The organism is Arthrobacter sp. APC 3897, assembly GCF_030407495.1.
GTDB lineage: Bacteria > Actinomycetota > Actinomycetes > Actinomycetales > Micrococcaceae > Arthrobacter_B.
Map to the genome: position 1 here is coordinate 21,483 of NZ_JASDDG010000016.1, position 21,107 is coordinate 42,589.

The 21,107-nt window shown below is 64.5% G+C and carries 19 protein-coding genes and 1 tRNA gene; 10 read left to right on the forward strand and 10 right to left on the reverse strand.

Going from position 1 to position 21,107, the window contains the following annotated elements; all coding sequences use genetic code 11:
- Window positions 1-78 precede the first annotated feature (78 nt).
- Entirely contained in the window at window positions 79-1,059 is a 981-nt protein-coding gene (locus QMA10_RS09310) for an FCD domain-containing protein (RefSeq protein ID WP_356834419.1), read from the forward strand.
- Here QMA10_RS09310 and QMA10_RS09315 read toward each other — a convergent pair.
- Window positions 1,004-3,214 (reverse strand): RecQ family ATP-dependent DNA helicase, encoded by a 2,211-nt coding sequence (locus tag QMA10_RS09315; RefSeq protein WP_290167756.1) that lies wholly within the window; start codon window positions 3,212-3,214, stop codon window positions 1,004-1,006. The genes QMA10_RS09310 and QMA10_RS09315 overlap by 56 nt on opposite strands.
- Before the next feature lie 128 nt (window positions 3,215-3,342).
- Between QMA10_RS09315 and QMA10_RS09320 the strand changes: the two genes are divergently transcribed.
- Window positions 3,343-4,749: a phosphomannomutase/phosphoglucomutase gene (locus tag QMA10_RS09320; protein WP_290167757.1), complete on the forward strand. Its 1,407-nt coding sequence runs from the start codon at window positions 3,343-3,345 to the stop codon at window positions 4,747-4,749.
- 5 nt (window positions 4,750-4,754) lie between these two features.
- Window positions 4,755-5,219, forward strand: a complete 465-nt coding sequence (locus QMA10_RS09325) for a hypothetical protein (protein WP_290167758.1) — start codon at window positions 4,755-4,757, stop codon at window positions 5,217-5,219.
- A 77-nt stretch (window positions 5,220-5,296) separates the two neighbouring features.
- Here QMA10_RS09325 and QMA10_RS09330 read toward each other — a convergent pair whose 3' ends face one another.
- Window positions 5,297-7,189, reverse strand: a complete 1,893-nt coding sequence (locus QMA10_RS09330; protein ID WP_290167759.1) for a phosphoenolpyruvate carboxykinase (GTP) — start codon at window positions 7,187-7,189, stop codon at window positions 5,297-5,299.
- A 305-nt stretch (window positions 7,190-7,494) separates the two neighbouring features.
- On the opposite strand from QMA10_RS09330, the gene QMA10_RS09335 reads away from it, so the two are divergent.
- Window positions 7,495-7,570: transfer RNA gene (locus QMA10_RS09335), tRNA-Arg, on the forward strand.
- Between the two features lie 105 nt (window positions 7,571-7,675).
- On the opposite strand, the gene QMA10_RS09340 is transcribed toward QMA10_RS09335, so the two are convergent.
- Window positions 7,676-8,278, reverse strand: coding sequence for a helix-turn-helix domain-containing protein (locus QMA10_RS09340; protein WP_290167761.1), 603 nt, complete (start codon window positions 8,276-8,278; stop codon window positions 7,676-7,678).
- Window positions 8,279-8,430: 152 nt separating this feature from the next.
- Here QMA10_RS09340 and QMA10_RS09345 point away from each other — a divergent pair, with 152 nt between their 5' ends.
- On the forward strand, window positions 8,431-9,243 hold the full coding sequence (locus tag QMA10_RS09345) for an IclR family transcriptional regulator (RefSeq protein WP_290167762.1): 813 nt from the start codon (window positions 8,431-8,433) through the stop codon (window positions 9,241-9,243).
- Window positions 9,244-9,296: 53 nt separating this feature from the next.
- Here the strand turns inward: QMA10_RS09345 and QMA10_RS09350 are convergent, their stop codons facing one another.
- From QMA10_RS09350 to QMA10_RS09380, 7 genes are all read right to left on the reverse strand, one after another.
- The gene (locus QMA10_RS09350) at window positions 9,297-9,758 is read right to left on the reverse strand and encodes a hypothetical protein (protein ID WP_290167763.1); all 462 of its coding nucleotides are present in this window, start codon (window positions 9,756-9,758) and stop codon (window positions 9,297-9,299) included.
- Between the two features lie 2 nt (window positions 9,759-9,760).
- Window positions 9,761-11,341 (reverse strand): AMP-binding protein, encoded by a 1,581-nt coding sequence (locus QMA10_RS09355; RefSeq protein WP_290167765.1) that lies wholly within the window; start codon window positions 11,339-11,341, stop codon window positions 9,761-9,763.
- Window positions 11,338-12,189 (reverse strand): SDR family NAD(P)-dependent oxidoreductase, encoded by an 852-nt coding sequence (locus QMA10_RS09360; RefSeq protein WP_290167768.1) that lies wholly within the window; start codon window positions 12,187-12,189, stop codon window positions 11,338-11,340. Before QMA10_RS09360 ends, QMA10_RS09355 begins: the two co-directional genes overlap by 4 nt.
- 108 nt (window positions 12,190-12,297) lie before the next feature.
- Window positions 12,298-12,864 carry a 3-phenylpropionate/cinnamic acid dioxygenase subunit beta gene (locus tag QMA10_RS09365; RefSeq protein WP_290167769.1) on the reverse strand — a complete coding sequence of 189 codons (567 nt, stop codon included), beginning with the start codon at window positions 12,862-12,864 and terminating at the stop codon, window positions 12,298-12,300.
- 27 nt (window positions 12,865-12,891) lie between these two features.
- Window positions 12,892-14,103, reverse strand: a complete 1,212-nt coding sequence (locus tag QMA10_RS09370) for an FAD-dependent oxidoreductase (RefSeq protein ID WP_290167771.1) — start codon at window positions 14,101-14,103, stop codon at window positions 12,892-12,894.
- A 70-nt stretch (window positions 14,104-14,173) separates the two neighbouring features.
- Complete coding sequence (locus tag QMA10_RS09375) at window positions 14,174-14,524, reverse strand: bifunctional 3-phenylpropionate/cinnamic acid dioxygenase ferredoxin subunit (protein ID WP_104104844.1); 351 nt, start codon at window positions 14,522-14,524, stop codon at window positions 14,174-14,176.
- A 28-nt stretch (window positions 14,525-14,552) separates the two neighbouring features.
- Window positions 14,553-15,908 (reverse strand): aromatic ring-hydroxylating dioxygenase subunit alpha, encoded by a 1,356-nt coding sequence (locus QMA10_RS09380; protein WP_290167772.1) that lies wholly within the window; start codon window positions 15,906-15,908, stop codon window positions 14,553-14,555.
- Window positions 15,909-16,193: 285 nt separating this feature from the next.
- Here QMA10_RS09380 and QMA10_RS09385 point away from each other — a divergent pair, with 285 nt between their 5' ends.
- From QMA10_RS09385 to QMA10_RS09405, 5 genes are all read left to right on the forward strand, one after another.
- Window positions 16,194-17,573 carry an MFS transporter gene (locus tag QMA10_RS09385; RefSeq protein WP_290167773.1) on the forward strand — a complete coding sequence of 460 codons (1,380 nt, stop codon included), beginning with the start codon at window positions 16,194-16,196 and terminating at the stop codon, window positions 17,571-17,573.
- Between the two features lie 107 nt (window positions 17,574-17,680).
- Window positions 17,681-18,130, forward strand: coding sequence for a PaaI family thioesterase (locus QMA10_RS09390; protein ID WP_290167774.1), 450 nt, complete (start codon window positions 17,681-17,683; stop codon window positions 18,128-18,130).
- 92 nt (window positions 18,131-18,222) lie between these two features.
- Window positions 18,223-19,164, forward strand: coding sequence for a 3-carboxyethylcatechol 2,3-dioxygenase (locus QMA10_RS09395; protein ID WP_290167775.1), 942 nt, complete (start codon window positions 18,223-18,225; stop codon window positions 19,162-19,164).
- Complete coding sequence (locus QMA10_RS09400; RefSeq protein WP_290167777.1) at window positions 19,161-20,003, forward strand: fumarylacetoacetate hydrolase family protein; 843 nt, start codon at window positions 19,161-19,163, stop codon at window positions 20,001-20,003. Before QMA10_RS09395 ends, QMA10_RS09400 begins: the two co-directional genes overlap by 4 nt.
- A gap of 138 nt (window positions 20,004-20,141) precedes the next feature.
- On the forward strand, window positions 20,142-21,101 hold the full coding sequence (locus QMA10_RS09405; protein WP_290167779.1) for an acetaldehyde dehydrogenase (acetylating): 960 nt from the start codon (window positions 20,142-20,144) through the stop codon (window positions 21,099-21,101).
- Window positions 21,102-21,107: the final 6 nt, after the last annotated feature.

A 21,107-nucleotide genomic window follows, 5' to 3' on the forward strand; every position in this document is an offset into this window, starting at 1 on the left:
AAGGGCCGGCGCCGCACGGCACCGGTTCGCTCTTCCTGGCCCGTCGGGCTGTCCCACAGCAGACCCTAAGATAGTCGGGTGGCTGTTACCGATGAAGCGATTACCAAGATCAAGGAGATGCTCATCAGCGGGCAGCTCAAGGCTGGTGACCGGCTTCCGCCGGAGAATGAACTGAGCGAACAGCTCGGTCTGTCGCGCAGTTCTCTTCGGGAAGCCGTAAAGGCACTGGAGTTGATCCGCGTACTTGATGTCCGCCGAGGCGACGGCACCTACGTGACAAGTCTGGAACCCGGTCTCCTGACGGAAACCATGGGCTTCATGGTGGAGATCCACCAGGAGAGCTCGGCCGCTGAGCTGCTGGAGGTGAGGCGCATCCTTGAGCCCGGGGCTGCCGCCCACGCTGCCGGACGGATCGATACCCGTTCCGTGGCGGCTCTGCGCAAGTGTCTGGAGTCCGTTCCGCCGGAAGCCTCAGCCGCCGATCTGGCCGCCCACGATTTCACCTTCCACTCGCTCATTGCACGCGCCTCCGGAAACCCTTATCTGGCCGGGCTGCTGGACTCGCTGACCGGCAGCGCATTGCGGCTGCGGACCTGGCAGCGGATTACCGAGGCAGGAGCGGAAGAGACTGTCATTGGGGAGCATGCGGCCATCCTCGAAGCCCTGACCGTGGGCGACGCCGAGCTCGCGCGCTCCCTCATGACCGTCCATGTTTCATCCGCTGAGCGCTGGCTCCGCCGTCCGCCGGCGGACGATTTACCCCGCACTGTTGCCTCACCCCGAACCGGTTCGCCGCCCAGTCCCGTGACGCCGGACCAGCACCGGGCGGCAGTGATTCCGGCTTCAGCGCCGAAGGAAACACCCCGTAGGAAAACCAAGGACGCAGCACGAAAGGAGCCGGAAACGGCCCCCGCCCCGCTTCCGTCAACACCACCGCAGGTCCGGACTCCGGCACCGCAAATAGCCCGCATCGCCCCCGATCCGGCCGTGTACGAGTTGTTCGCTATGCCTTCAACGCCAGGACAAAAGGCAGCACGGAAGCCGCGCCGGCCTGCCTGAGCACCCGACCGGCCTCGGTCAGGGTCCAGCGGCTGTCCGCGAAGTCATCCACCAGCAAAACCGGACCGGGGTTGGCAGCAAACCAGGCTGCTCCCTCTTCAGGAACAGCAAACTGGTCCCAGACGGATGCCAGCCTAAAGGCGCTGTTTCCGCCGGACCCTCCGGTGGGGCCGCCGTGCGGCAGCTGCAGCGCCCCCAGATACGGGATCCGTCCCAGACGTGAGATGCCGTGTGCCAGCGACCCGACCAGTTGGGGCCGGGAGCGGGAGGGAATGCTGACCACGGCCACCGGCCGCTGGTCCCAGCCCCACTGCGCCAGCACCTGCACACAGCCTTTCAGGAGAGCATCATCCACGGTGGTGTCCGCCGCTTCCGGGCCGAAAATCTCCCGCAGCCGGCCACCCCAGCCGAGGTCGGTCAGGCGGGCCAGCGCACGGCCGGTGGACAAGGCCAGATCGGGCTTGATCTTCCCCTTCACCGGAACCCCCAGGCGATCCATGCCGGAGGGGTACATGCCGCGCGGATCCACATCCACTCCCACCCGGCTCAGAGCCTGTCCCGCACTGTCAGTGGCTTCTTCCGCCACCTCTGAGGAGAACCAGCGTCCGGCGCAGTTGTCGCACCGCCCGCACGGAGCTGCAGCGGGATCATCGAGCTGAACGGAAAGAAACTCCATGCGGCAGCCGGTGGTGCTTTCATAATCCAGCATCGCCTGCTGTTCGCGGACCCGGGCGGCCGAAATCCGTTCATAACGTTCCCGGTCATAACTCCATGGTTCTCCCGTGCCGCGCCATCCCCCCGCGACCCGTTCAACCGCGCCGTCCACTGCCAGAACCTTCAGCAGCAGTTCCAGCGGCGAGCGCTTCAGGTTGACCCGTGTTTCCAGGGCTCCCGTGGACATGACGGCACCGGCTGCGAGCTCCGACAGCACCGCAGTGGCCGGGCCTTCCGCGGGCATGGACGAAGTGGCGAAGTACTCCCAGATGTCCTTGTCCTCGGCACCGGGAAGAAGAAGCACATCGGCGCTCGGGGTGCCGCGGCCGGCACGGCCCACCTGCTGGTAGTAGGCCACCGGCGAGGACGGAGCGCCGAGGTGAACCACGAACCCCAGGTCAGGCTTATCAAACCCCATGCCCAGGGCACTCGTGGCCACCAGGGCCTTGACCTCGTTGTTCTTGAGCGCCGCTTCAGCCTGTTCCCGGTCCGCAGGATCGGTGCGCCCGGTGTAGGCGAGGACGGGATGTCCTGCCTTTTGCAGCAGGCGGGCTGTATCCTCCGCGGCGGAGACAGTGAGTGCATAAATGATGCCGGAGCCGGGCAGCTCGTCGAGGTGGGTAAGGAGCCATCCCAGCCGGGCCTTGGCTGTGGGCAGCCGCAGCACCCCCAGACGGAGGGACTGCCGGGCCAGTGCCCCGCGGATGGTGAACACGTCTTCACCGCCGGAGGCCAGCTGCTCCTCGATGTCCTTCACGACGCGGGAGTTGGCCGTTGCGGTGGTGGCCAGCACCGGAACCGAGGCGGGCAGCTGCTCGATCAGGCTGCGGATGCGCCGGTAATCCGGGCGGAAGTCGTGGCCCCAGTCGGAGATGCAGTGCGCTTCATCAATGACCAGCAGGCCGGAGCGGCGAATCAGCTCCGGCAAATGGGTTTCCCGGAACCCCGGATTATTCAGGCGCTCGGGCGAGACGAGAAGAACATCCACTTCATCGGTTTCCAGCTTGGCGGAGATGTCCTGCCATTCCAGCTGATTGGCGGAGTTGATTGCCGCCGCACGCACACCGGCACGGGCGGCAGCGGCCACCTGGTCCCGCATCAGCGCCAGCAGCGGCGAGACAATCAGTGTGGGACCGGCACCGCGGGCACGCAGCAGCAGGCTCGCGACGAAGTAGACGGCCGACTTTCCCCAGCCGGTGCGCTGGACCACCAGGGCCCGCCGTCCGCCGGAGACCAGGGCCTCGATGGCTTCATACTGCCCCTCATGGAACTCGGCCGTGTCATTTCCTACCAGGGCACGAAGCAAGCCCACGGCTTCAGCCCGCAGACCGGCATCAGGCGCGACGTCATAACCGGACTCTGAAGCCTGCCGTGCGGGTTCCTGCTCTGTAAGTTCCTGCTGTGCGGTTTCTGGGTGGGTGATGTCTTGCCGGATATCCATACCTTCCACTATTCCAGCTGGTACTGACTGTTTCCTCCGATCCGATACGCCCCTGTGGACAAAATCCTCTGTGGACAGGCAACGGATTCGGCAACCGAGCTGCCGGAGCTGGCCTATAGACTGTCGGGGTGACTAGTGCATTCGATCTTTCCGCGTCCTTTAAGGCCTACGACGTCCGCGGTGTCGTAGGCGAGACCATCACCCCGCAGATCGTCAAAGCCGTAGGTGCCGCATTTGTGGACGTGCTTGATCTTGCCGGTCAGACCGTTCTGGTGGGCGGAGACATGCGCCCGTCCTCTCCCGAATTCATCAAGGACTTCGCTGCCGGCGCCACCATGCGCGGCGCCAACGTCCTCCTGCTGGATCTCATCTCCACAGATGAGCTCTACTACGCCTGCGGCGCCCTCAACGCGGCCGGCGCCACTTTCACGGCCAGCCACAACCCGGCGCAGTACAACGGCATCAAGATGGCCAAGGCCGGAGCTGTTCCCATCTCCTCTGAGACGGGCCTCCACGAGATCCAGGCCCTGGCCGAGCAGTACCTCAACGACGGCAGTATCCCCTCCGTCGCCACGCCGGGCCAGATCAGTGTCCGCGACATCCTGCGCGATTATTCCGAATACCTGCGCAGCCTCGTGGATCTGACCGCCATCCGGCCGCTGAAAGTAGTTGTGGACGCAGGCAACGGCATGGCCGGCCTCACCACACCGGCTGTCCTGGGCGACACGCTGCTGGCCGGGCTTCCGCTGGACATTGTTGACCTGTATTTCGAGCTGGACGGTTCCTTCCCGAACCACCCGGCCAACCCGCTGGAGCCGGCGAACCTGGTGGACCTGCAGGCTGCCGTCGTTGAGCACGGCGCGGACCTGGGCCTGGCCTTCGACGGCGACGCCGACCGCTGCTTCGTGATCGATGAGAAGGGCGACCCGGTGAGCCCTTCGGCCATCACCGCCCTGGTGGCCCGCCGCGAGATCGCACGGGCAAAGGCCGCCGGAGAAGCGACGCCGGTCATCATCCACAACCTCATCACTTCGCGCGCCGTTCCCGAGCTGGTGGAGGCCGACGGCGGCCGCGCCGTCCGCACGCGCGTGGGCCATTCCTTTATCAAGGCTTTGATGGCCGAGGAAGGCGCCGTCTTCGGCGGCGAGCACTCTGCCCACTACTACTTCCGCGACTTCTACAACGCTGATACCGGCATGCTTGCGGCCATGCACGTGCTCGCGGCACTGGGCGAGCAGACGCTGCCGCTCTCCGACCTGGCCCGTGAATATGAGCCGTACTTTGCCTCCGGCGAGATCAATTCAGAGCTCTCCGACGTTCCCGCGGCCGTGGCCCGGGTCCGGGCGGAATTTGACCGCGACGGCGTCACCGTGGATACGCTCGATGGATTGACTTTCACCGCCGATGACGGACAGTGGTGGTTTAACCTCCGCGCGTCGAACACCGAACCCTTCCTCCGGCTGAACGCCGAGGCCGAAGACCTTCCCACCATGGTGCGGGTCCGCGACCGCGTACTTGAACTAGTTAGGAACTAAAACCAATGGCTGATGTTGAACTGAACGGCTCCGAGCCCTCCGCCCAGGTCCAGGAGGACCTGAATTCCCTGCTGGGCACCGCTTTGGGTGTCGCCCAGGAGCAGCTGGAAGCGCAGGGCGCGTTCCTGCCCGCCGCTCTGGTGGTCCAGAACGACGGCGAGCTGCGGATGATTGCCGTGGCTCCGGAGGAAAGCGACGAGGACCTCGACGCCGATGCCATGATCGATGACATCTACCAGGTCCTCACGGAGCAGAAGGGCGACAACCGCGCCGCAGCCGTGTTCTCCGACATCCACCTGCCGGATGAGTCCACCGATGCCATCCACGTTGTGGCCGAGCACTCCGAGGGTGTCTGCATCTCCGCGATTCAGACCTACTCCGAGACCGACGGTGAGTGGACCTTCAACGAACCGCAGTGGGAGTCCGGCGACCGGCTGGTCTGGGGACCCGAAGAGTCCAGCGAAGCCTAAGGCTTCCCGCACGGACCAAAAGGCCGGCGGTACCGCGCATCTGCGCAGTACCGCCGGCCTTTTGGCTGCCTGTCGGATTAGGCGGCCGCGAAGCGCTCCTTGAGCGTCTGCAGCTCCGCCACAAGATCCTCCGGCAGGGATTCACCGAAGCGGGCGTACCACTCTTCGATGCCCGCCAGTTCCTTCTTCCATTCCTCCGGGTCAACATGCACAGCGGCGTCAACATCGGCCGGCGTCATGTCCAGGCCGGTGAGGTCCAGTGACTCCCCGGTGGGCACGTAACCGATCGGGGTCTCGACGGCGTCGGCGGTTCCTTCGATCCGCTCGATAACCCACTTGAGCACGCGGGAGTTGTCGCCGAATCCGGGCCAGGCGAATCCGCCGTCGGCGGTGCGGCGGAACCAGTTCACCAGGAAGATTTTGGGCAGTGTCTCCTGGTTGGCCTTGCCGCTGAGCGTGATCCAGTGCCGCAGGTAGTCACCGGCGTCGTATCCCATGAACGGCAGCATGGCCATCGGATCGCGGCGCACCACGCCCACCTGGCCTGCCGCGGCAGCCGTGGTTTCCGAGGACAGCGTGGAGCCCATGAAGATGCCGTTGGTCCAGTCTCGGGACTGGGTCACCAGGGGAACCGTGGTCTTGCGGCGTCCGCCGAAGAGAATGGCTGATACCGGCACGCCGTCGGGAGAGTGGTATTCCTCGGCCAGCATGTCGATCTGGTCGATCGGCGTGCAAAAGCGCGAATTCGGATGCGCAGCGGGACGCCCGGATTCCGGCGTCCACTCATTGCCCAGCCAGTCGGTCAGGTGCGCCGGAGCTTCGTCGGTCATGCCTTCCCACCAGACACCGCCGTCGTCGGTCAGTGCCACGTTGGTGAAGATGGAGTTGCCCTTGGCAATCGCCCGCATGGCGTTGGGGTTGGTGCTCCATCCGGTGCCCGGAGCGACACCGAACAGACCGGCTTCCGGGTTGGTGGCGCGCAGTTCGCCGTTGTGGCCGAACCGCATCCAGGTGATGTCGTCACCGAGGGTCTCAACCTTCCAGCCCTCAATCGTGGGATCCAGCAGGGCAAGGTTGGTCTTGCCGCAGGCGGAGGGGAAAGCCGCCGCCACGAAGTAATCCTTCTTTGCCGGGCTGGTGAGCTTCAGGATGAGCATGTGCTCGGCCAGCCAGCCTTCGTCGCGCGCCATGATGGAGGCTATGCGCAGGGCATAGCACTTCTTGCCCAGGAGGGCGTTGCCGCCGTAGCCGGAACCGTAGGACCAGATGGAACGGTCCTCGGGGAAGTGCACAATCCATTTGTCGTCGCTGCAGGGCCAGGCCACGTCCTGCTCGCCCTCGGCCAGGGGCGCCCCCACGGAGTGCAGGGCCGGCACGAAGAACGCGTCCAGCTCCTCCATCTTCCGCAGTACGTCGGTCCCGATGCGGGCCATAATCCGCATCGATGCCACCACGTAGGCGCTGTCCGTGATTTCGACGCCGAACTTGGGGTCCTCGGCTTCCAGATGCCCCATGACGAAGGGAATGACGTACATGGTGCGCCCGCGCATGGAACCGGAGAAAAGCCCGTTGAGCTTGTCCCGCATTTCAGACGGGTCCATCCAGTTATTGGTGAAGCCGGCGTCTTCCTTCTTCTCGGAGCAGATGAAGGTCTGCTCTTCGACGCGGGCCACGTCCTTCGGATCCGAGAAAGCGGCAAAGGAATTGGGGAACGTCTCCGGGTTGAGCCGGACCAGGGTTCCAGCATCCACCAGCTCATCGGTGAGGCGCTTGTTTTCCGCCTCGGAACCATCCACCCAATAAACGCGATCAGGCTGCGTCAGCTCGGCCACTTGCTGGACCCACGCAAGGAGTGCCTGGTGGGTGGTGGGAGCATCCGCGGAGGCCCCCGGTGTGTTGCTGTCCAAATGGCTAGGAGCAGCGTTGTCGCCGCTCTCATTGAGAACTAGCTGACGCGCGTCATCGCCCATGACTCTTCCCTTCGTTGGGCCAGTGGTGTGGTTTTGATGCTAGTTGCCGGTGTGCCGTGGACCACGGCACCTAAGGTATTACCAATATTTGGCGACACCTGAGGTTCAGCTAGATTTCAGGGAACTTTCAGCTCGCACCCTACCGTTAAGTGACGAAGGTCATATAGACCGGTCTAGTAACTTTACGGCCGGCGGTCCCGATTAGGCGCGTCTGTAAATCTGGGCTATAGTTATTTACGGCAAAACAGCCACGGAGAAACTTTGAAGGAAGGCCTCACCGGCCGGAAAATAAAGAAAATCCAGATGCGTGCGTAGCTCAACGGATAGAGCATCTGACTACGGATCAGAAGGTTGGGGGTTCGAATCCCTTCGCGCGCACCACTGAGAAACCCGGTCCCACCAGTATAAATGCTGGTGGGACCGGGTTTTTTATTGCCCGGTTTTTGGCGCCCTGAACTCCATGACAAAACTAGCTGCTGCTCAGGGCTACCGGACTTTCCCCTGCGGTTCGGCCGGATCATCACCTTGCCGTGCAAACTGCGGAACAGACGGCGCCGTGGTGGTCAGATGGGAAACCGCCGGGCCGCCCACTGCGCGGTAACAGTGCCGGACATCCCCGGGGAAACGCAGGAAATCTCCGGCGCCAAGGACCCGCAGCTCGGCTTCGGGCCCGGCCTCCAGCGTTCCGCTGACGACGTACAACTGATGAAGTGTTCCCGTCCCGTCCGGCTCAACCACGGAGAGTTCGGGGCCCGCTTCAAGACGCAGCAGCTGGGTTCGTACATATCCGGACCCGTAGACACGGTCCAGATGCCGGGCCTGCCCTGCCGGTGAGGCCCGCCAGGACGCCCCGTCCGCCGGCGACAGATGCACCTGCGTTCCCCATTCGGTGAGAAGCCGGAGCATGCCCACACCCAGCCCCCGGCCCACGCGCTCGAGGGTATCCACCGTGGGGTTGCCCACTCCGGCCTCGACTTTGGACAGGGTCTGCTTGGAGATGCCTGCGCGGGCAGCGAGCTCACCGAGGGACAGTTCCCGCTCGAGCCTGAAGCGCCGAATATTCCGGGATACCAGCTCGTTGGTCTGCATGCCGGCCAGTCTGTCACATATAAGTGACAATATGTCATGTTTGACACGCCTATCTGTGGCGGGCAACACTGATATTGCCCGGTTGTTCCACAGGCCGGCACGTTGCCCCGCTCCATCCGGGCCAGCACCCACTTCCAGCGTCGGAGGAACCGATGACCCGCAGCACTCCACCTGTCCGTGATTCGCGGACGGCCGTCGACAAAGCCATGTCACTGCTCAGTGCCTTCGGAGACGACGCGTATATCGGCGTCGGGGTCAGCGAACTTGCACGCCGGGCCTCGCTGTCCAAGTCCACTGCCTTCCGGCTTCTGGCCACGCTGCAGGACAACGGCGCGGTGGAGCGTGCCGGCAACAACTACCGGCTCGGCAAGATGATCCAGGATTTGGGTGCCACACAGGAGGACGCCCTGCAGGGCCGGATACGGGACGCCCTGACACCCTTCCTGGCGGACCTTTACGTACTGAGCAAGCAGACGGTGCATCTGGCAGTCCTGGACGGCACTGACGTTGTTTATCTGAACAAGCTGTACGGCCACCTTCAGGTCCGCAGCCCGTCACGCATCGGCGGACGGGCTCCGGGCTACTGCACGGCAGTGGGCAAGGTGCTGTTGGCCTACAACCCGGACGCCGCTGAGCAGGCTATGGCAGCGGGAATGCTCAACTGGACTCCGGCCACCATCACCAACCCGTCCCGGCTCCGGGCTGAGCTGCTGGAGGTACGGCGCACCAACCTCGCCTACGACCGGGAGGAGATCCTCACCGGCCTCAACTGCATCGCAGCCCCTGTCTTCGGCCCCAACGGGCGGCCGGTTGCCGCGCTTTCCGTCTCCGGACCGGTGGGCAAGTTTGTGCCGGAGTCCCAGGCAACGCCGCTGCGCAAGGTTTGTTACGCGGCGTCACGGGCCGTTGCCGCGGTCAGCGGCCAGCAGCACCAGATGCGCCGCCCGCTCGTCCAGAGCGCCTAGCGCGGCAGGTGCGGCCGGCGCGGCCGCTGACACGCAGTACGACGGCGGCCGTGTCAGCGGGTGGGAACGTCGTCGATCCTGCGGGATTCCTCCAGTACCCAGGCCGGTTCAGCCGCCATCAGTGACACTGACCGGTCCGGCAGATCCACGTCCACAACGTAGCGGTAACCGGCCCGTTCCGCGCGGGCGATCTCTGCCACATCGCCTTCCGCTGTAGCGATCACCAGGCGGCGGCACTGCCGATCCGCTGCCATTACCTTTTCCGAGACGAGCTGCAGGGCTTCCGCAGCTGCGTCCGCCGAAGGCTGCAGGACACGGTCACGCACCGACGCGGGGTAGGCGGCATCCAGCTCTCCGCGGACCACGAAGCCAACCTGCACAACACCGCGGGGCTCGCCCGCCTCTGTGACGGCAAAGGCTTCGGCAAAACCCGCTGCCGGCAGGACCGGATCGGCGGACCAGCACGCGGGAAGGCTGGCGGGCCACTTCAAAAGGTCAACTTCGTCGGCAGACATGGTCAGTTCTCCTCCGATGCCATCTCGCGGATGGCGATTTTGTTCAGTTTTCCGGCACCGTTGCGGGGAACGGAACCCGTCAGCACCAGTTTCTTCGGCAGCTTGTAGCGGGCAAGGTACGTTCCGGTGAAAGCACGGACCTCTTCGATGTCCGGCACAATTCCATCCACGCAGCTCATGACGGCAACAACGGACTCTCCCCATTTGCTGTCTTCAACGCCGACGACGGCGACATCAAGGACGCCCGGAAACTCCATGAGCGCGCGCTCAACCTCAGCGGGATAGACGTTCTCTCCGCCGGTTACGATCATGTCCTTGAGCCGGTCGACGATATAAAAGAATCCGTCCTCATCCTGATATCCGATATCCCCGCTGCGGAACCATCCGTCGCTGAAAGCCGCTTTAGTGGCCGAAGCGTCATGCCAGTAGCCCGGCGTGACGTTGGGTCCCTTTACCCACATCTCACCGGTGCTGCCGCGCTCAGCAACGTCGCTGCCGGTTGCGGGATCAACGATCCGCACTTCCGTGTACGGCATGGGGATGCCGCACGATCCGGCTTTGGCATAGGTCAGTTCAGCCGGGAGGTACGTGGCGAACGGCGCCGTTTCCGTGAGCCCCCAGGCCTGCTGGACACGGACGCCCTTGCCTTCATACTGCTTCAGCAGCACCGTCGGAACCGGAGCCCCCGCGCAGATGAGGGCCCTCAGGCTGGAGATATCGGCATCCTCGAAATTCTCTGCCTGCTGCATGGCGGAAAGCTGTGCAGGCACGAGGAAAGCCTGGGCAACGCCGTGCTGCTCAATGTCCCGCAGCGTTTGCCGGGGATCGAAGGCACGGCGGATGACCGTGGTTCCTCCCCGTGCCAGGACGCGGAGCGTGAGGGCGTTCAGTCCGCCGATATGGAACAGCGGGGCGACGGCGAGGTTGACGTCTCCGCGGCGGGTATCCACCAGGGAATCCACGTTGACGGAGTTCCACCACAGGTTTCCGAAAGAAAGCTGCACTCCCTTGGGAACTCCGGTGGTCCCCGAGGTGAACATCAGAATGGCCAGATCTTCCTGTACCCGCGGGGTAACCTCCGGGGCCGGGCCTCCCCCCTCGCCGAGGAAATCGCTCAGCAGGGTCCAGATCGGGGAGTTTTCGGCTGCCGCGGGAACAGCCGGATCATTGTCGACCAGCACCAGCGTCAGGTCGCCGGCATCGAAACCGTCATATCCGGACAGGATTTCCACAACGTCCTGATGGCACGGCTCAACAACGAGAACTTTCGGGGTGGAACGCTGGAGCAGGACGCTCACTTCACGCGGGGCAAGCCGGAAATTGAAGGGCTCAAAAACCCCGCCCACCCACCAGGCGGCCAGCATGGTGCTAATGAAGGTTCCGCTGTTAAGGCCCAGGTAGGCCACCCGGTCCCCCTCGGTCACGCCCCTGGCACGCAGAGCGGCAGCAAGCTGCCCGGCTTCCGCAAGCAGTGACGAATAGCTGATCTCCCGGTCCTCGTAGATCAGAGCCGTCGACTCCGGGGCATACGCGGAAACGCGGTGGACTGCCGCCACCGGATTGAGGTTGGTTGCAGTGCTCACAGCTGGTCTCCTCCTGCTGCCCGGTCTCCGAAACCGCGCACCGCGATGCCGCCGTCAACGGGAACAATGGCGCCGGTGATGTTGCCGGCGTTTTTGCGTGATGCCAGCAGCACGTAGGAACCCGTGAAGTCCTGCGGCTCCACGGAGGCGTCATGCAGGGGTATCAGCGGATTGTTGCCGGTGATCTCCGACCGGGCAAACGAGTCGGAGATGGTCCGTTCATTCAGCCCAATGGAGGCCGGGCCGCGCAGATCGGTGTTCATGGCACCCACAGCCACCCCGTTGACGCGGACCTTCGGAGCCAATTCGTAGGCCAGCTGGTTGACCAGGCCCCGGCCGGCAAACTTGGACGCCGTGTACACGGGCCCGCCGCCGGCAGTATGGAAGGAGGCGTTGGACAGTGTCATGACAACGCTGCCGCGGGTTTTGACCAGTTCCTGCCATGCGGCCTGCACGGTCAGCAGGTAGCCCAGGACATTGATGGAAAACAATTCATTGAACGTGTCAGTGAGCTGCTGTCCGTCCAGGCGCGTGATGGACCGGTTGTAGTCCCAGATCCCGGCATTGGGCACCAGGATGTCCAGTTTTCCGAAGCGCGCTACAACCTGCGCGACGGCAGCGTGCAGGTCTTCGCTGCTGCGCACGTCGCCGGGAAGAGCGAGCATACGTTCCGGGGCGGAGGATGCCTCCACCACCGCTTTCAGTTTGTCGGCGTCGCGGCCAAAGACGGCAACGGAAGCCCCTTCGGCAAGATAACGCTCGGCCACCGCCTGTCCGATGCCGGAGCCGCCGCCGGTGATCAGGGCTACGTCGCCCTGCAGCCAGCCGGCCTGCTGTGTTGCAAACATGTGTACCTCTCATACGCAGATGTGGAAGGTGCTGGTTTGACGCGCAGCGGAACAGAACCCCGGAGAGATGGTTCCGGAGTTGGCTGGCCACCGGCCCTGTTGGTTGGCTTAGAAGAACGTGCTGAGGTTTTTGGCCTGCAGTACATTGGCGTCGAACATGATTTCCCTGCGCGCCACCTTGAAGCCGCCGTCGGGCTGGATCCGAAGGATGTCGGTGCGGCCTCCGGCATAAATGTCGGTTTCCGTCTGCAGCCGGTTGCGGTACACCAGGAAGGCGCATCGGGCGCTGAGCGTTCCGTCCGATTGGTGGTGGACGGTGACGTTCGAAATCAGGTGCCGGGTGCGCGAGGGCGGGTCTTCCGCCCAGGCCATCCCGGAGTCGTAACGGCGGATTCGCCAGGCCAGCGATTCCTTTGTTTCATCGAAGTACGCGGCTTCGCCCTGGGCTCCCACGGAGAGGGCGGCCTGGCGGCGCAGCCTGTTGGTCCGCAGCGGCGCCCAGTAGAACAGATCGTCGTCGAAGACTTCCAGCCAGTCCGCAAAGCGGCCGTCATCAAGCAGCTCGGCTTCCCGGAAGTAGAACTGCTGGACGCGGTACGCCAGCTCGGAGTCGACCAGCCGGCCGTCCGTCGGTGGAATGTCGGTGCCCGCAGCCGGGGCCATGGTCTCGGTCATCGTGTCAGCTCACGTTTCGTCAAAGGGTCAGCGGGCAAGTTTTTTGAGGTCGACGCCGGGATCCGCGAGGAGCACGGGATCCACCCGGATGCCGCGGTCGATAATGCGGCGCGCAGCGCGGACGGTCAATCCGCCGTCGATGGCGGCACAGCCGGCCATGGTGCCGTCAGCCGCCAGCCGGAAGCTCGCCACAGGGACTCCGTCCTTCTCGCGCACCACAATGATCCCGTCGCCGAGCATCGATCCGACGCCTTCAACGTGCACGCCGTGACGGTCGGACCAGAACCAGGAAGCGCCGTGCACCGGCAGGTCCTGGCCGAGCAGCGCCGCGGCCGCCGTCGATCCGGTGTGCATGGCATGTTCCCAGTGCTCGGCCCGGCGCAGGAGCGTACCGTCCGGCTGCCGGGTGCGGGAGGAATCACCTACGGCATAGACATTGGGGTGGCTGGTGCGCTGGTGGTCGTCAACCAGGGTTCCGTTATCAATGTCCAGCCCGGCAGATGCGGCCAGTGCGGTTTCCGGCACGATGCCGATGCCCACCAGTACCAGATCGGCCGTGATCGCTTCACCGCTGTCCATCTCGATGCGGTGTGCGGCTTCGTCGGCGCTGATGGCCAAGGGGACGCCGGTGACCACCTTGATGCCGCGGGCGCCGTGCATGTGGTGCAGCCGCTCGGCAAGGGCAAGCCCGACGGCGGGAACCAGCGGCGGCTCCACGGGATCGATCAGGGTCACCTCGGCGTCGAATGCCAGCGCTGAAGACGCCGTTTCAGCACCGATCAGCCCGGCCCCGATGATGGCCAGGTGCACTCCGGGCCGCAGCAGGCTGCGCAGATTGTCCGCATCGGCACGGTTGCGCAGTTCAAGGACTGACTCGAGATCTCCGCCGGGGATATCCAGCCGCCGGGCAGCTCCGCCGGTGGCCAGCACAATCTTGTCCGCGGACAGCTCCCGGCCGCTTTCCAGAATCACCATGCCCTCGTCCGGGCGCAGGGCCACGGCCTTGCCGGTGATCACCTGAACGTTCTGTTCCTCGAACCAGGAAGCGTCCGCCAGCTGGATCTGCTCGCCGGTGCGGGTGCCCAGGAGGTAATCCTTGCTGAGCGGGGGCCTGTCGTAGGGCAACCCCTCCGGATCGACGATCGTCAGCGTTCCTTCGAAACCGCGGGCTCGCAGGTCCTTGACCGTAGTGAAGCCCGCCATCCCGCCGCCTACGACGATGACTGATTCAAGCGCCATGAAATGTTCTTCCTTGCAGATCGGTACAGCTCGGTGCAGCGGTGGCCGGTTCAGGCCGCAGTGCGGGTGGTCAGGCAGACGCCGGCACTGCTGAGGTGTTCGGGTAGAGCAGCACCTCTCCGTCTTCAACAACTACCTTGTGGGTCCGCGCAGCAATCGTTGCCGGCATGCACAGCGCGGCTCCGGATTTCAGGCAGAACTTCGCGGAGTGCACCGGGCATTCGACCTCGGTTCCCTCAATCCAGCCGTCCGCCAGGGACGCGGTTTCGTGGGTGCAGTTGTCATCGAGGGCGTAAAAGTTGCCGTCCTCGGCGTGGAAAACAGCGATGTCCTCCCCGGTGCCGTTTTCGGCGCCGGAAACCACCTTCGCTTCGCCCTCATCGATGTCGTCGATGCTGCCCAGGTTGATTGCTTCGCTCATGATAAAAGTCCTAACTCAAAAGTTGCTGTTACTGGCCCGGCTGGCCCTGCTCATGCCAGGCCGGCGTGTTCATCAGCCCGGCCCAGTGCTTGTAGAACGAGCGTCCGGCGGCATCGGAGTACAGCTCGGAAGTCTGGCCGGGGTACACGCCGTCGTTCCGTTCGCTGCCAATTCCCATCTGGAAGTTCAGCGGCACGCTGTTGGTCACGAACCCGTGCGAGATGGCCTGGACCTCGGACCAGTTCTCGCCGTCGTCGGCCTCGAAAATGCCCGAAGGCCCAAAGGTGCGCAGGTTGTACAGCCGCTGTGCATCCTTGACCTCGTCCGGCATGGACTTGTCCACCAGGATCCAGGCCCAAACCTCTATCTTGTCAGGTCCCTTGGGGTGCCAGACGCGGATGGATCCGTTGACCGGAAGGTAGGAGAAATTTGGGAACACCGTGGCGTGCCCGGTGGTCATGGGACCCTCCACTGCGGCGTCACCGAGCCGCTCGCGCAGGGCGGGATAGTCGTAGTACTCGTGGACGGGGCCGGCGTCGAACCGCGATTTCGGATGGGTGGGGAACCCTGCGCCGTGGCCGTTCGGCGCCACGAACTGCCGGCCCGGGGTGGCGGCAATTTCTGCCTTGGGGCCGCGTCCGGTGGGGGACATGACCATCAGCGCCGAAGCGTGGGACATGTTCACGTGGTACCAGTCCGTGGCAAACTGCTCTGCGGCGAGCTTCCAGTTGCCCTCCAGCTCCCACTTCATGACCCCGCCCATAACCTCGGTGCCCTCGGGATCACGGTCCAGCATGGCGTCCATGTAATACCGCATGTCCCCCAGGCTCTCCTCAAGGGGTTCGGCGTTGGGGTCCCAGTTGCCGAAGATGAGTCCCTTGTACGTAGCCAGGCTGGGCACGTCGATGAGGCTCCAGTCCTTCCGGTCGAAATCCTCCGGGTAGGCCTTTTCATTGGGCACGGACTGCAGTGCGCCGGCCAGGTCAAAGGACCAGCCGTGGTACGTACAGGTAAACATCTTGGTGGCGCCGGCATCAGCCCGGCACAGGCGGACCCCGCGGTGGCGGCAGGAGTTCAGGTAGGCGCGGATGGTCTTGGTCTTGTCCATGGTGACAATCACCGGGTCCTCACCCATGAATGTGGTGAAGAAGTCGCCGGGCTTCTTGAACTGGCTCTCATGGGCCAGGAACAGCCAGCTGCGGGCAAACACGCGGCGCATCTCCTGGCCGTAAAGACCACGGTCCGTGTAGATGGAACGGTCGATCATTCCGCCGTCGGTGTCCACCAGCGCGGACACATCAACATTGGTGATCATGGAAGCCGGGCGCGGCAGCCGACCAATAGCCGGATTGGCCTTCGACGGGCAGGAGTCCTCGGTACTCATGTGGATCATTCCTTCTGACGGGTCGACGGGTAGGCGCCGGTCGGCACGATTGCGTTGGTTCAATCTCACCGCGACCGCCGGGCAGACACCAGCCGGCGTTCCGAACACTAGGACGAACTTCTTTGTCAAATAGGTTTCAGCCGCGCGGAGACGGGCGATACTCCTCCCGAACAAGAGAAATCCCACACCCGGATGTTCCACACTGCGGCACGAGGGTTCGGGTGATGGCCGTCACACGCATCAGGCTCATAGAAGACATCCGCACATTTCTTCCGGGAGACCCCCATGCCATCAACACCCGAATCCCTGCCTCCGTCCCCGCGGGCAGCAGGTCAGCGCACCTCCGCGAAGGACTCGCGCCGCGCACTGGTTTCCAGCTTCCTGGGATCGACCGTTGAATACTACGATTTCCTTCTCTATGCCGCCGCCGCGGGCCTGGTCTTTCCCAAGCTGTTCTTCTCCGCGGAGATGGATCCCACGCTGGGCACCATCCTCTCCTTCGTCATCCTGCTGGCCGGCTACATTTCGCGGCCCATCGGCGGCGTGCTCTTCGGCCATTTCGGTGACAAGTACGGCCGGAAGAACATGCTGTTCATTACCCTGATGATGATGGGCCTGGTCTCCGTTGCCATTGGACTGATGCCCACCTACGCCGCCATCGGAGTGGCCGCACCGCTGCTGCTGGTGCTCCTGCGCGTAGTGCAGGGACTCGCCGTCGGCGGCGAATGGGCCGGGGCCACACTGATGGCGGCCGAGCACGTGAAAGAAAAGAACCGCGGCCTTGCCGCCTCCATCGCCGTGACCGGCGGGCCCACCGGGTCGGTGCTCGCCACGCTGATCCTGGGTCTCTTCGCCGGCCTGCCCGAGGATGACTTCCTCAACTGGGGCTGGCGCATTCCCTTCCTGCTCTCCGCGGCACTGGTGGTTATCGGCCTGTACCTGCGCTACCGCGTGACCGAGTCCCCTGACTTCGTGGAAGCACGGGCGGCCGGGACGGTGCACACGGGCGTGCCGATCGTGCGGGTCCTCAAGAAGTACCCGTTGTCCTCGCTGTACGGCATTCTCGCCGCCGCGGGCCCGCTCTTCATGCAGGCGCTGCTCGGCGTCTTCATGGTTCCCTACGTTGTTGGCACCGGCGCCCTGGACCGGCAGACCGCGCTCATGATGCTCACCGCCTCCTCCTTCGTGCACATCTTCGCCATTCCCTTCTTCGCCTGGCTGTCCGACAAGCTCGGCCGCCGACCGGTCATGCTCGCCGGTGCCGGAGTCTCGGCTGTGCTGGTCTTTCCCATGTTTGCCATGTTCAACTCGGGCAGCTTCTGGCTGATTGCCCTGGCGTTCATGGTGGGCAACCCCATCATCCAGGCCTCCATGTACGGCCCCATCGGCGCCTTCCTGGCGGAGAAGTTCGATACCCAGGACCGCTACACGGGTGTCTCCCTGACCTTCCAGCTGGGTTCGGTCGTTGGCGCCGGAACGGCTCCGCTGCTGGCCACCTGGCTGATTGACCTGGACAACGGGCGCGGCACCGACAACATTGCCTGGTACTTCATCGCCCTCATTGCGGTGGGCGCGGCTTCGGTGATCCTTTCCAAGGAGACACGGGGCAGGTCTGCCCGCGCTCTGACGGCCCGCGACGACGCCGGTTTGACGCCGGTCAGCTAGTCCTGCCCCTTCATCTGTTCTGCCTGGCGGCACCCGGCTTCAAAAGCCGGGTGCCGCCGTCTTTAGGGTGGAAACAGATACCCGCAAACCGTTCAAAGGAACCGCCCATGGCATTGCCCGCCAGCCTCGAAGAGTTCAAGACCTACGTGGACAAGTTCGCCGCCAGACGCGGCTTCGATGACATTGCCGCAACGCTGGACCTGCAGCCGCACGCCGTGGATGCCGACTCGATCAGCATGAGCATGCCGCTGACCGAACCTCTGGCCCAGGCCAACGGCATGTTTTCCGCAGCCGCCCTCTTTGGCGCAGCGGACATTACCGGCACGTTCCTGGCCATGCAGGCCTACGCCGGGTCCGGCCAGTTCCCCCTGGCCGTGCAGTCCAGCCTGAACTTCATGTCCAACTCCAAAGCCTCGCCCGCTGTCGCCACCGCCCGTATCCTGCGCGGCGGCGGATCCGTGGCCGTGGCAGAGGTGACGGTTCGTGACGCAGACGGCAAGGACCTGGTGCACTCCACGTTCACCTACGTGCTTAAGGAACGGTCCCTGGGCAAGTAAGCCCGGCGCGTACCGCAGGACGGAACAAGCGTGCGGAAGACGCGCACCGCCGGGTGTGCAATGAATGCAGGACGATCCAAAGGAGTAATGCCATGAAGCAGGCCCTCGTGTGCATGTCACACAGCCCGTTGCTCGAACACACCGATCCGCCGGCCGAAGTGAAGGCCGCCGTTGAAGCTGCCTTCGACCAGGTGCGGGCGTTCGCCGCCGAATTCAAGCCGGACCTGATCGTGAACTTTGGTCCGGACCACTACAACGGCTTTTTCTACGACCTGATGCCGCCTTTCTGCATCGGCTACGAGGCCCACGGCACCGGCGACTACGATTCATGGGACGGCCCCCTGAACGTCCCCACTGACATTGCCCATGAGCTGGCGCAGTACGTCATCGACCAGGACATCGAGACCGCAATTTCGCGGAAGATGGAAGTTGACCACGGCGCCGTCCAGCCGATGGAGATTATCTACGGAGACCTGAGCAGCGTTCCGGTCATTCCCGTGTTCATCAACTCGGTGGCCCCGCCCTTCTCCAAGATGAGCCGGATCCGCGAGTTCGGCACTGCGGTGGGCAACTACTTCAAGAACACCGACAAGAAAGTCCTGTTCATTGGTTCCGGCGGACTGTCCCATGACCCGCCCGTTCCCCAGATCGCCACGGCCACCGAAGAGCAGCGTGCCTTCCTCACCGACGGACGCCGCCCCACCGCCGAAGCGCGGGCAGCCCGCCAGCAGCGCACCATCGACACCGCCAAGGCTTTTGCCCGCGGCGAGGCCGACATCATGGAGCTCAACCCGGAATGGGACCGTGCCTTCCTTGACGTTTGCCGGTCCGGCGACGTGTCCCGGTTCGACGCCTACATCCCCGCGGAAATGGACGCCGTTGCCGGCCATTCCTCCCATGAGGTGCGCACCTGGGTTGCCGCCTACTCCGCACTGCGGGCCTGCGGCGAATATGAAGTGACATACGAGTTCTACAAGCCCATCAAGGAATACATTGCCGGCTTTGGTGTCACCACGGCGGTGCTGGTCCCGTGACGGCGGCGGCAGAAGCCGGCGCAGCGGACTGGACCTCCAACCAGTCCGGTGACGCCACGCGCAGCGAGCAGATGATCCGCCTGGCCGATGAGCTCTTCGAAGCCACCCGGACACTGGTTCCCGTAGCTCCTTTGCGGAACCGGGTGCCGGACCTGACGCTCGATGACGCCTACCTGATCCAGAGCCGCCAGCTCGAGCGGCACCTTGCCGGCGGCCGGGTCCTCGCCGGCCGCAAGGTGGGGCTAACGTCCCCGGCCATGCAGCGGCAGCTCGGCGTGGACTCACCCGACTTCGGCTATTTCTTCACCGACATGGTGCACCGCGACGACGACGCCGTGCCCGCCGACGCTTTCATCTCGCCGAAGGTGGAGCCCGAGTTCGGGTTTGTGCTGAAAGAGACCCTGCAGGGTCCGGGCGTCACCCTGGAGCAGGCCCGCGCCGCTATCGGCGCCGTCTACCCGGCCATCGAGATCATCGACTCCCGCATCGCCGACTGGGACATCAAGCTCCTGGACACGGTGGCGGATAATGCCTCCTGCGGCGCCATTGCGGTGGGCGCCACGGCGCTGCCCGTCTCCGTCGAGGACCTGACCTCGGTCACCTGCTCGCTGCTCATCAACGGCGAGATCCGTGAAACCGGAACCGGTGACGCCGTCATGGGCGACCCGGTGGCCCCCCTGGCCTGGCTGGCCAATGTCCTGGGCGAGCAGGGCGTGGCGCTGGAAGCCGGACAGCTGGTCCTGCCCGGTTCCTTCACCAAGGCTCTTCCCGTTGTTGCCGGCGAATCGGCGACGGCTCATTTCGGGGATCTGGGGTCCCTCACCATCCGGTTTGTTTGACTCCGCTTTAGAGATCGCCGCTCTTCAGATCAGCAATTTATAGAACGTTCATCGACCTCAGGGCTGCCGGCGCCCTTCAGCGCCGGCCCCGCTGCACCTTTCCGCAGCCGCCCCCCCTTCCGCAAAGGAACAGCTCCCGTGACTCCAACGCCCAAGAAAACCGCCGCGATCGTCGGCTCCGGCAACATCGGCACAGACCTCATGTTCAAAATCATGCGCCGCAGCAAGAACGTCGAGGTGAAGTACATGATCGGCGTGGATCCGGCCTCCGACGGCCTGGCCCGTGCCGCCCGCCTGGGCCTGACCACCTCCGCCGAGGGCGTGGACTGGCTCCTGGCCCAGGACGAACTGCCGGACTTCGTGTTTGAGTGCACGTCCGCCAAGGCCCACGAAGCCAACGCCCCGAAGTACGAGGCTGCCGGCATCCGCGCGATCGACCTGACCCCGGCCGCCGTCGGCCCGTACCTGGCCCCCGTGGTGAACCTGGATTCCCTCACGGACGTCATGAACGTGAACATGATCACCTGCGCCGGCCAGGCCACTACGCCGATTGTCGCTGCAGTGTCATCGATCGTTGAGGTGGAGTACGCGGAAATCGTCGCCTCCATCGCCTCCAAGTCCGCCGGCCCGGGCACGCGCGCCAACGTGGACGAGTTCACCGAAACCACGGCAAAGGCCCTGGAAGCAGTGGGCGGCGCGAAGCGCGGCAAGGCCATCATCATCATCAACCCGGTGGAACCGCCCATGATGATGCGCAACACCGTTTACTGCTCCATCCCGGCAGAAGCCGCCGAGCCCGGCGAAACCCAGGACCGCATCCGCGCTGCCATCGAGGAAGCGGCAGCCAAGATCCGCGACTACGTCCCCGGCTATGAGCTCCGCGTCGCCCCGCAGTTCGACGCCGCGCGCGAGGACTGGGGCGGCAACGGCCGCGTAGGCATCTGGGTCCAGGTGGCCGGCGCCGCCGATTATCTGCCGGAATACGCCGGCAACCTGGACATCATCACCGCCGCCGCCACCCGTACCGCCGACCTGCTCGCACAGCGCATGGACGAGCGTTCCGCCGAGCTGGCCGCCGCCGGCACCCAGAGCAACTAGGAGCAT

Excerpts from the sequence above, each read along its gene's own strand:
- QMA10_RS09315 (WP_290167756.1), bottom strand. The coding sequence starts at position 3,214 with ATGGATATCCGGCAAGACATCACCCACCCAGAAACCGCACAGCAGGAA.
- QMA10_RS09325 (WP_290167758.1), top strand. The coding sequence starts at position 4,755 with ATGGCTGATGTTGAACTGAACGGCTCCGAGCCCTCCGCCCAGGTCCAG.
- QMA10_RS09330 (WP_290167759.1), bottom strand. The coding sequence starts at position 7,189 with ATGGGCGATGACGCGCGTCAGCTAGTTCTCAATGAGAGCGGCGACAAC.
- QMA10_RS09340 (WP_290167761.1), bottom strand. The coding sequence starts at position 8,278 with ATGCAGACCAACGAGCTGGTATCCCGGAATATTCGGCGCTTCAGGCTC.
- QMA10_RS09345 (WP_290167762.1), top strand. The coding sequence starts at position 8,431 with ATGACCCGCAGCACTCCACCTGTCCGTGATTCGCGGACGGCCGTCGAC.
- QMA10_RS09350 (WP_290167763.1), bottom strand. The coding sequence starts at position 9,758 with ATGTCTGCCGACGAAGTTGACCTTTTGAAGTGGCCCGCCAGCCTTCCC.
- QMA10_RS09360 (WP_290167768.1), bottom strand. The coding sequence starts at position 12,189 with ATGTTTGCAACACAGCAGGCCGGCTGGCTGCAGGGCGACGTAGCCCTG.
- QMA10_RS09365 (WP_290167769.1), bottom strand. The coding sequence starts at position 12,864 with ATGACCGAGACCATGGCCCCGGCTGCGGGCACCGACATTCCACCGACG.
- QMA10_RS09370 (WP_290167771.1), bottom strand. The coding sequence starts at position 14,103 with ATGGCGCTTGAATCAGTCATCGTCGTAGGCGGCGGGATGGCGGGCTTC.
- QMA10_RS09375 (WP_104104844.1), bottom strand. The coding sequence starts at position 14,524 with ATGAGCGAAGCAATCAACCTGGGCAGCATCGACGACATCGATGAGGGC.
- QMA10_RS09380 (WP_290167772.1), bottom strand. The coding sequence starts at position 15,908 with ATGAGTACCGAGGACTCCTGCCCGTCGAAGGCCAATCCGGCTATTGGT.
- QMA10_RS09385 (WP_290167773.1), top strand. The coding sequence starts at position 16,194 with ATGCCATCAACACCCGAATCCCTGCCTCCGTCCCCGCGGGCAGCAGGT.
- QMA10_RS09390 (WP_290167774.1), top strand. The coding sequence starts at position 17,681 with ATGGCATTGCCCGCCAGCCTCGAAGAGTTCAAGACCTACGTGGACAAG.
- QMA10_RS09395 (WP_290167775.1), top strand. The coding sequence starts at position 18,223 with ATGAAGCAGGCCCTCGTGTGCATGTCACACAGCCCGTTGCTCGAACAC.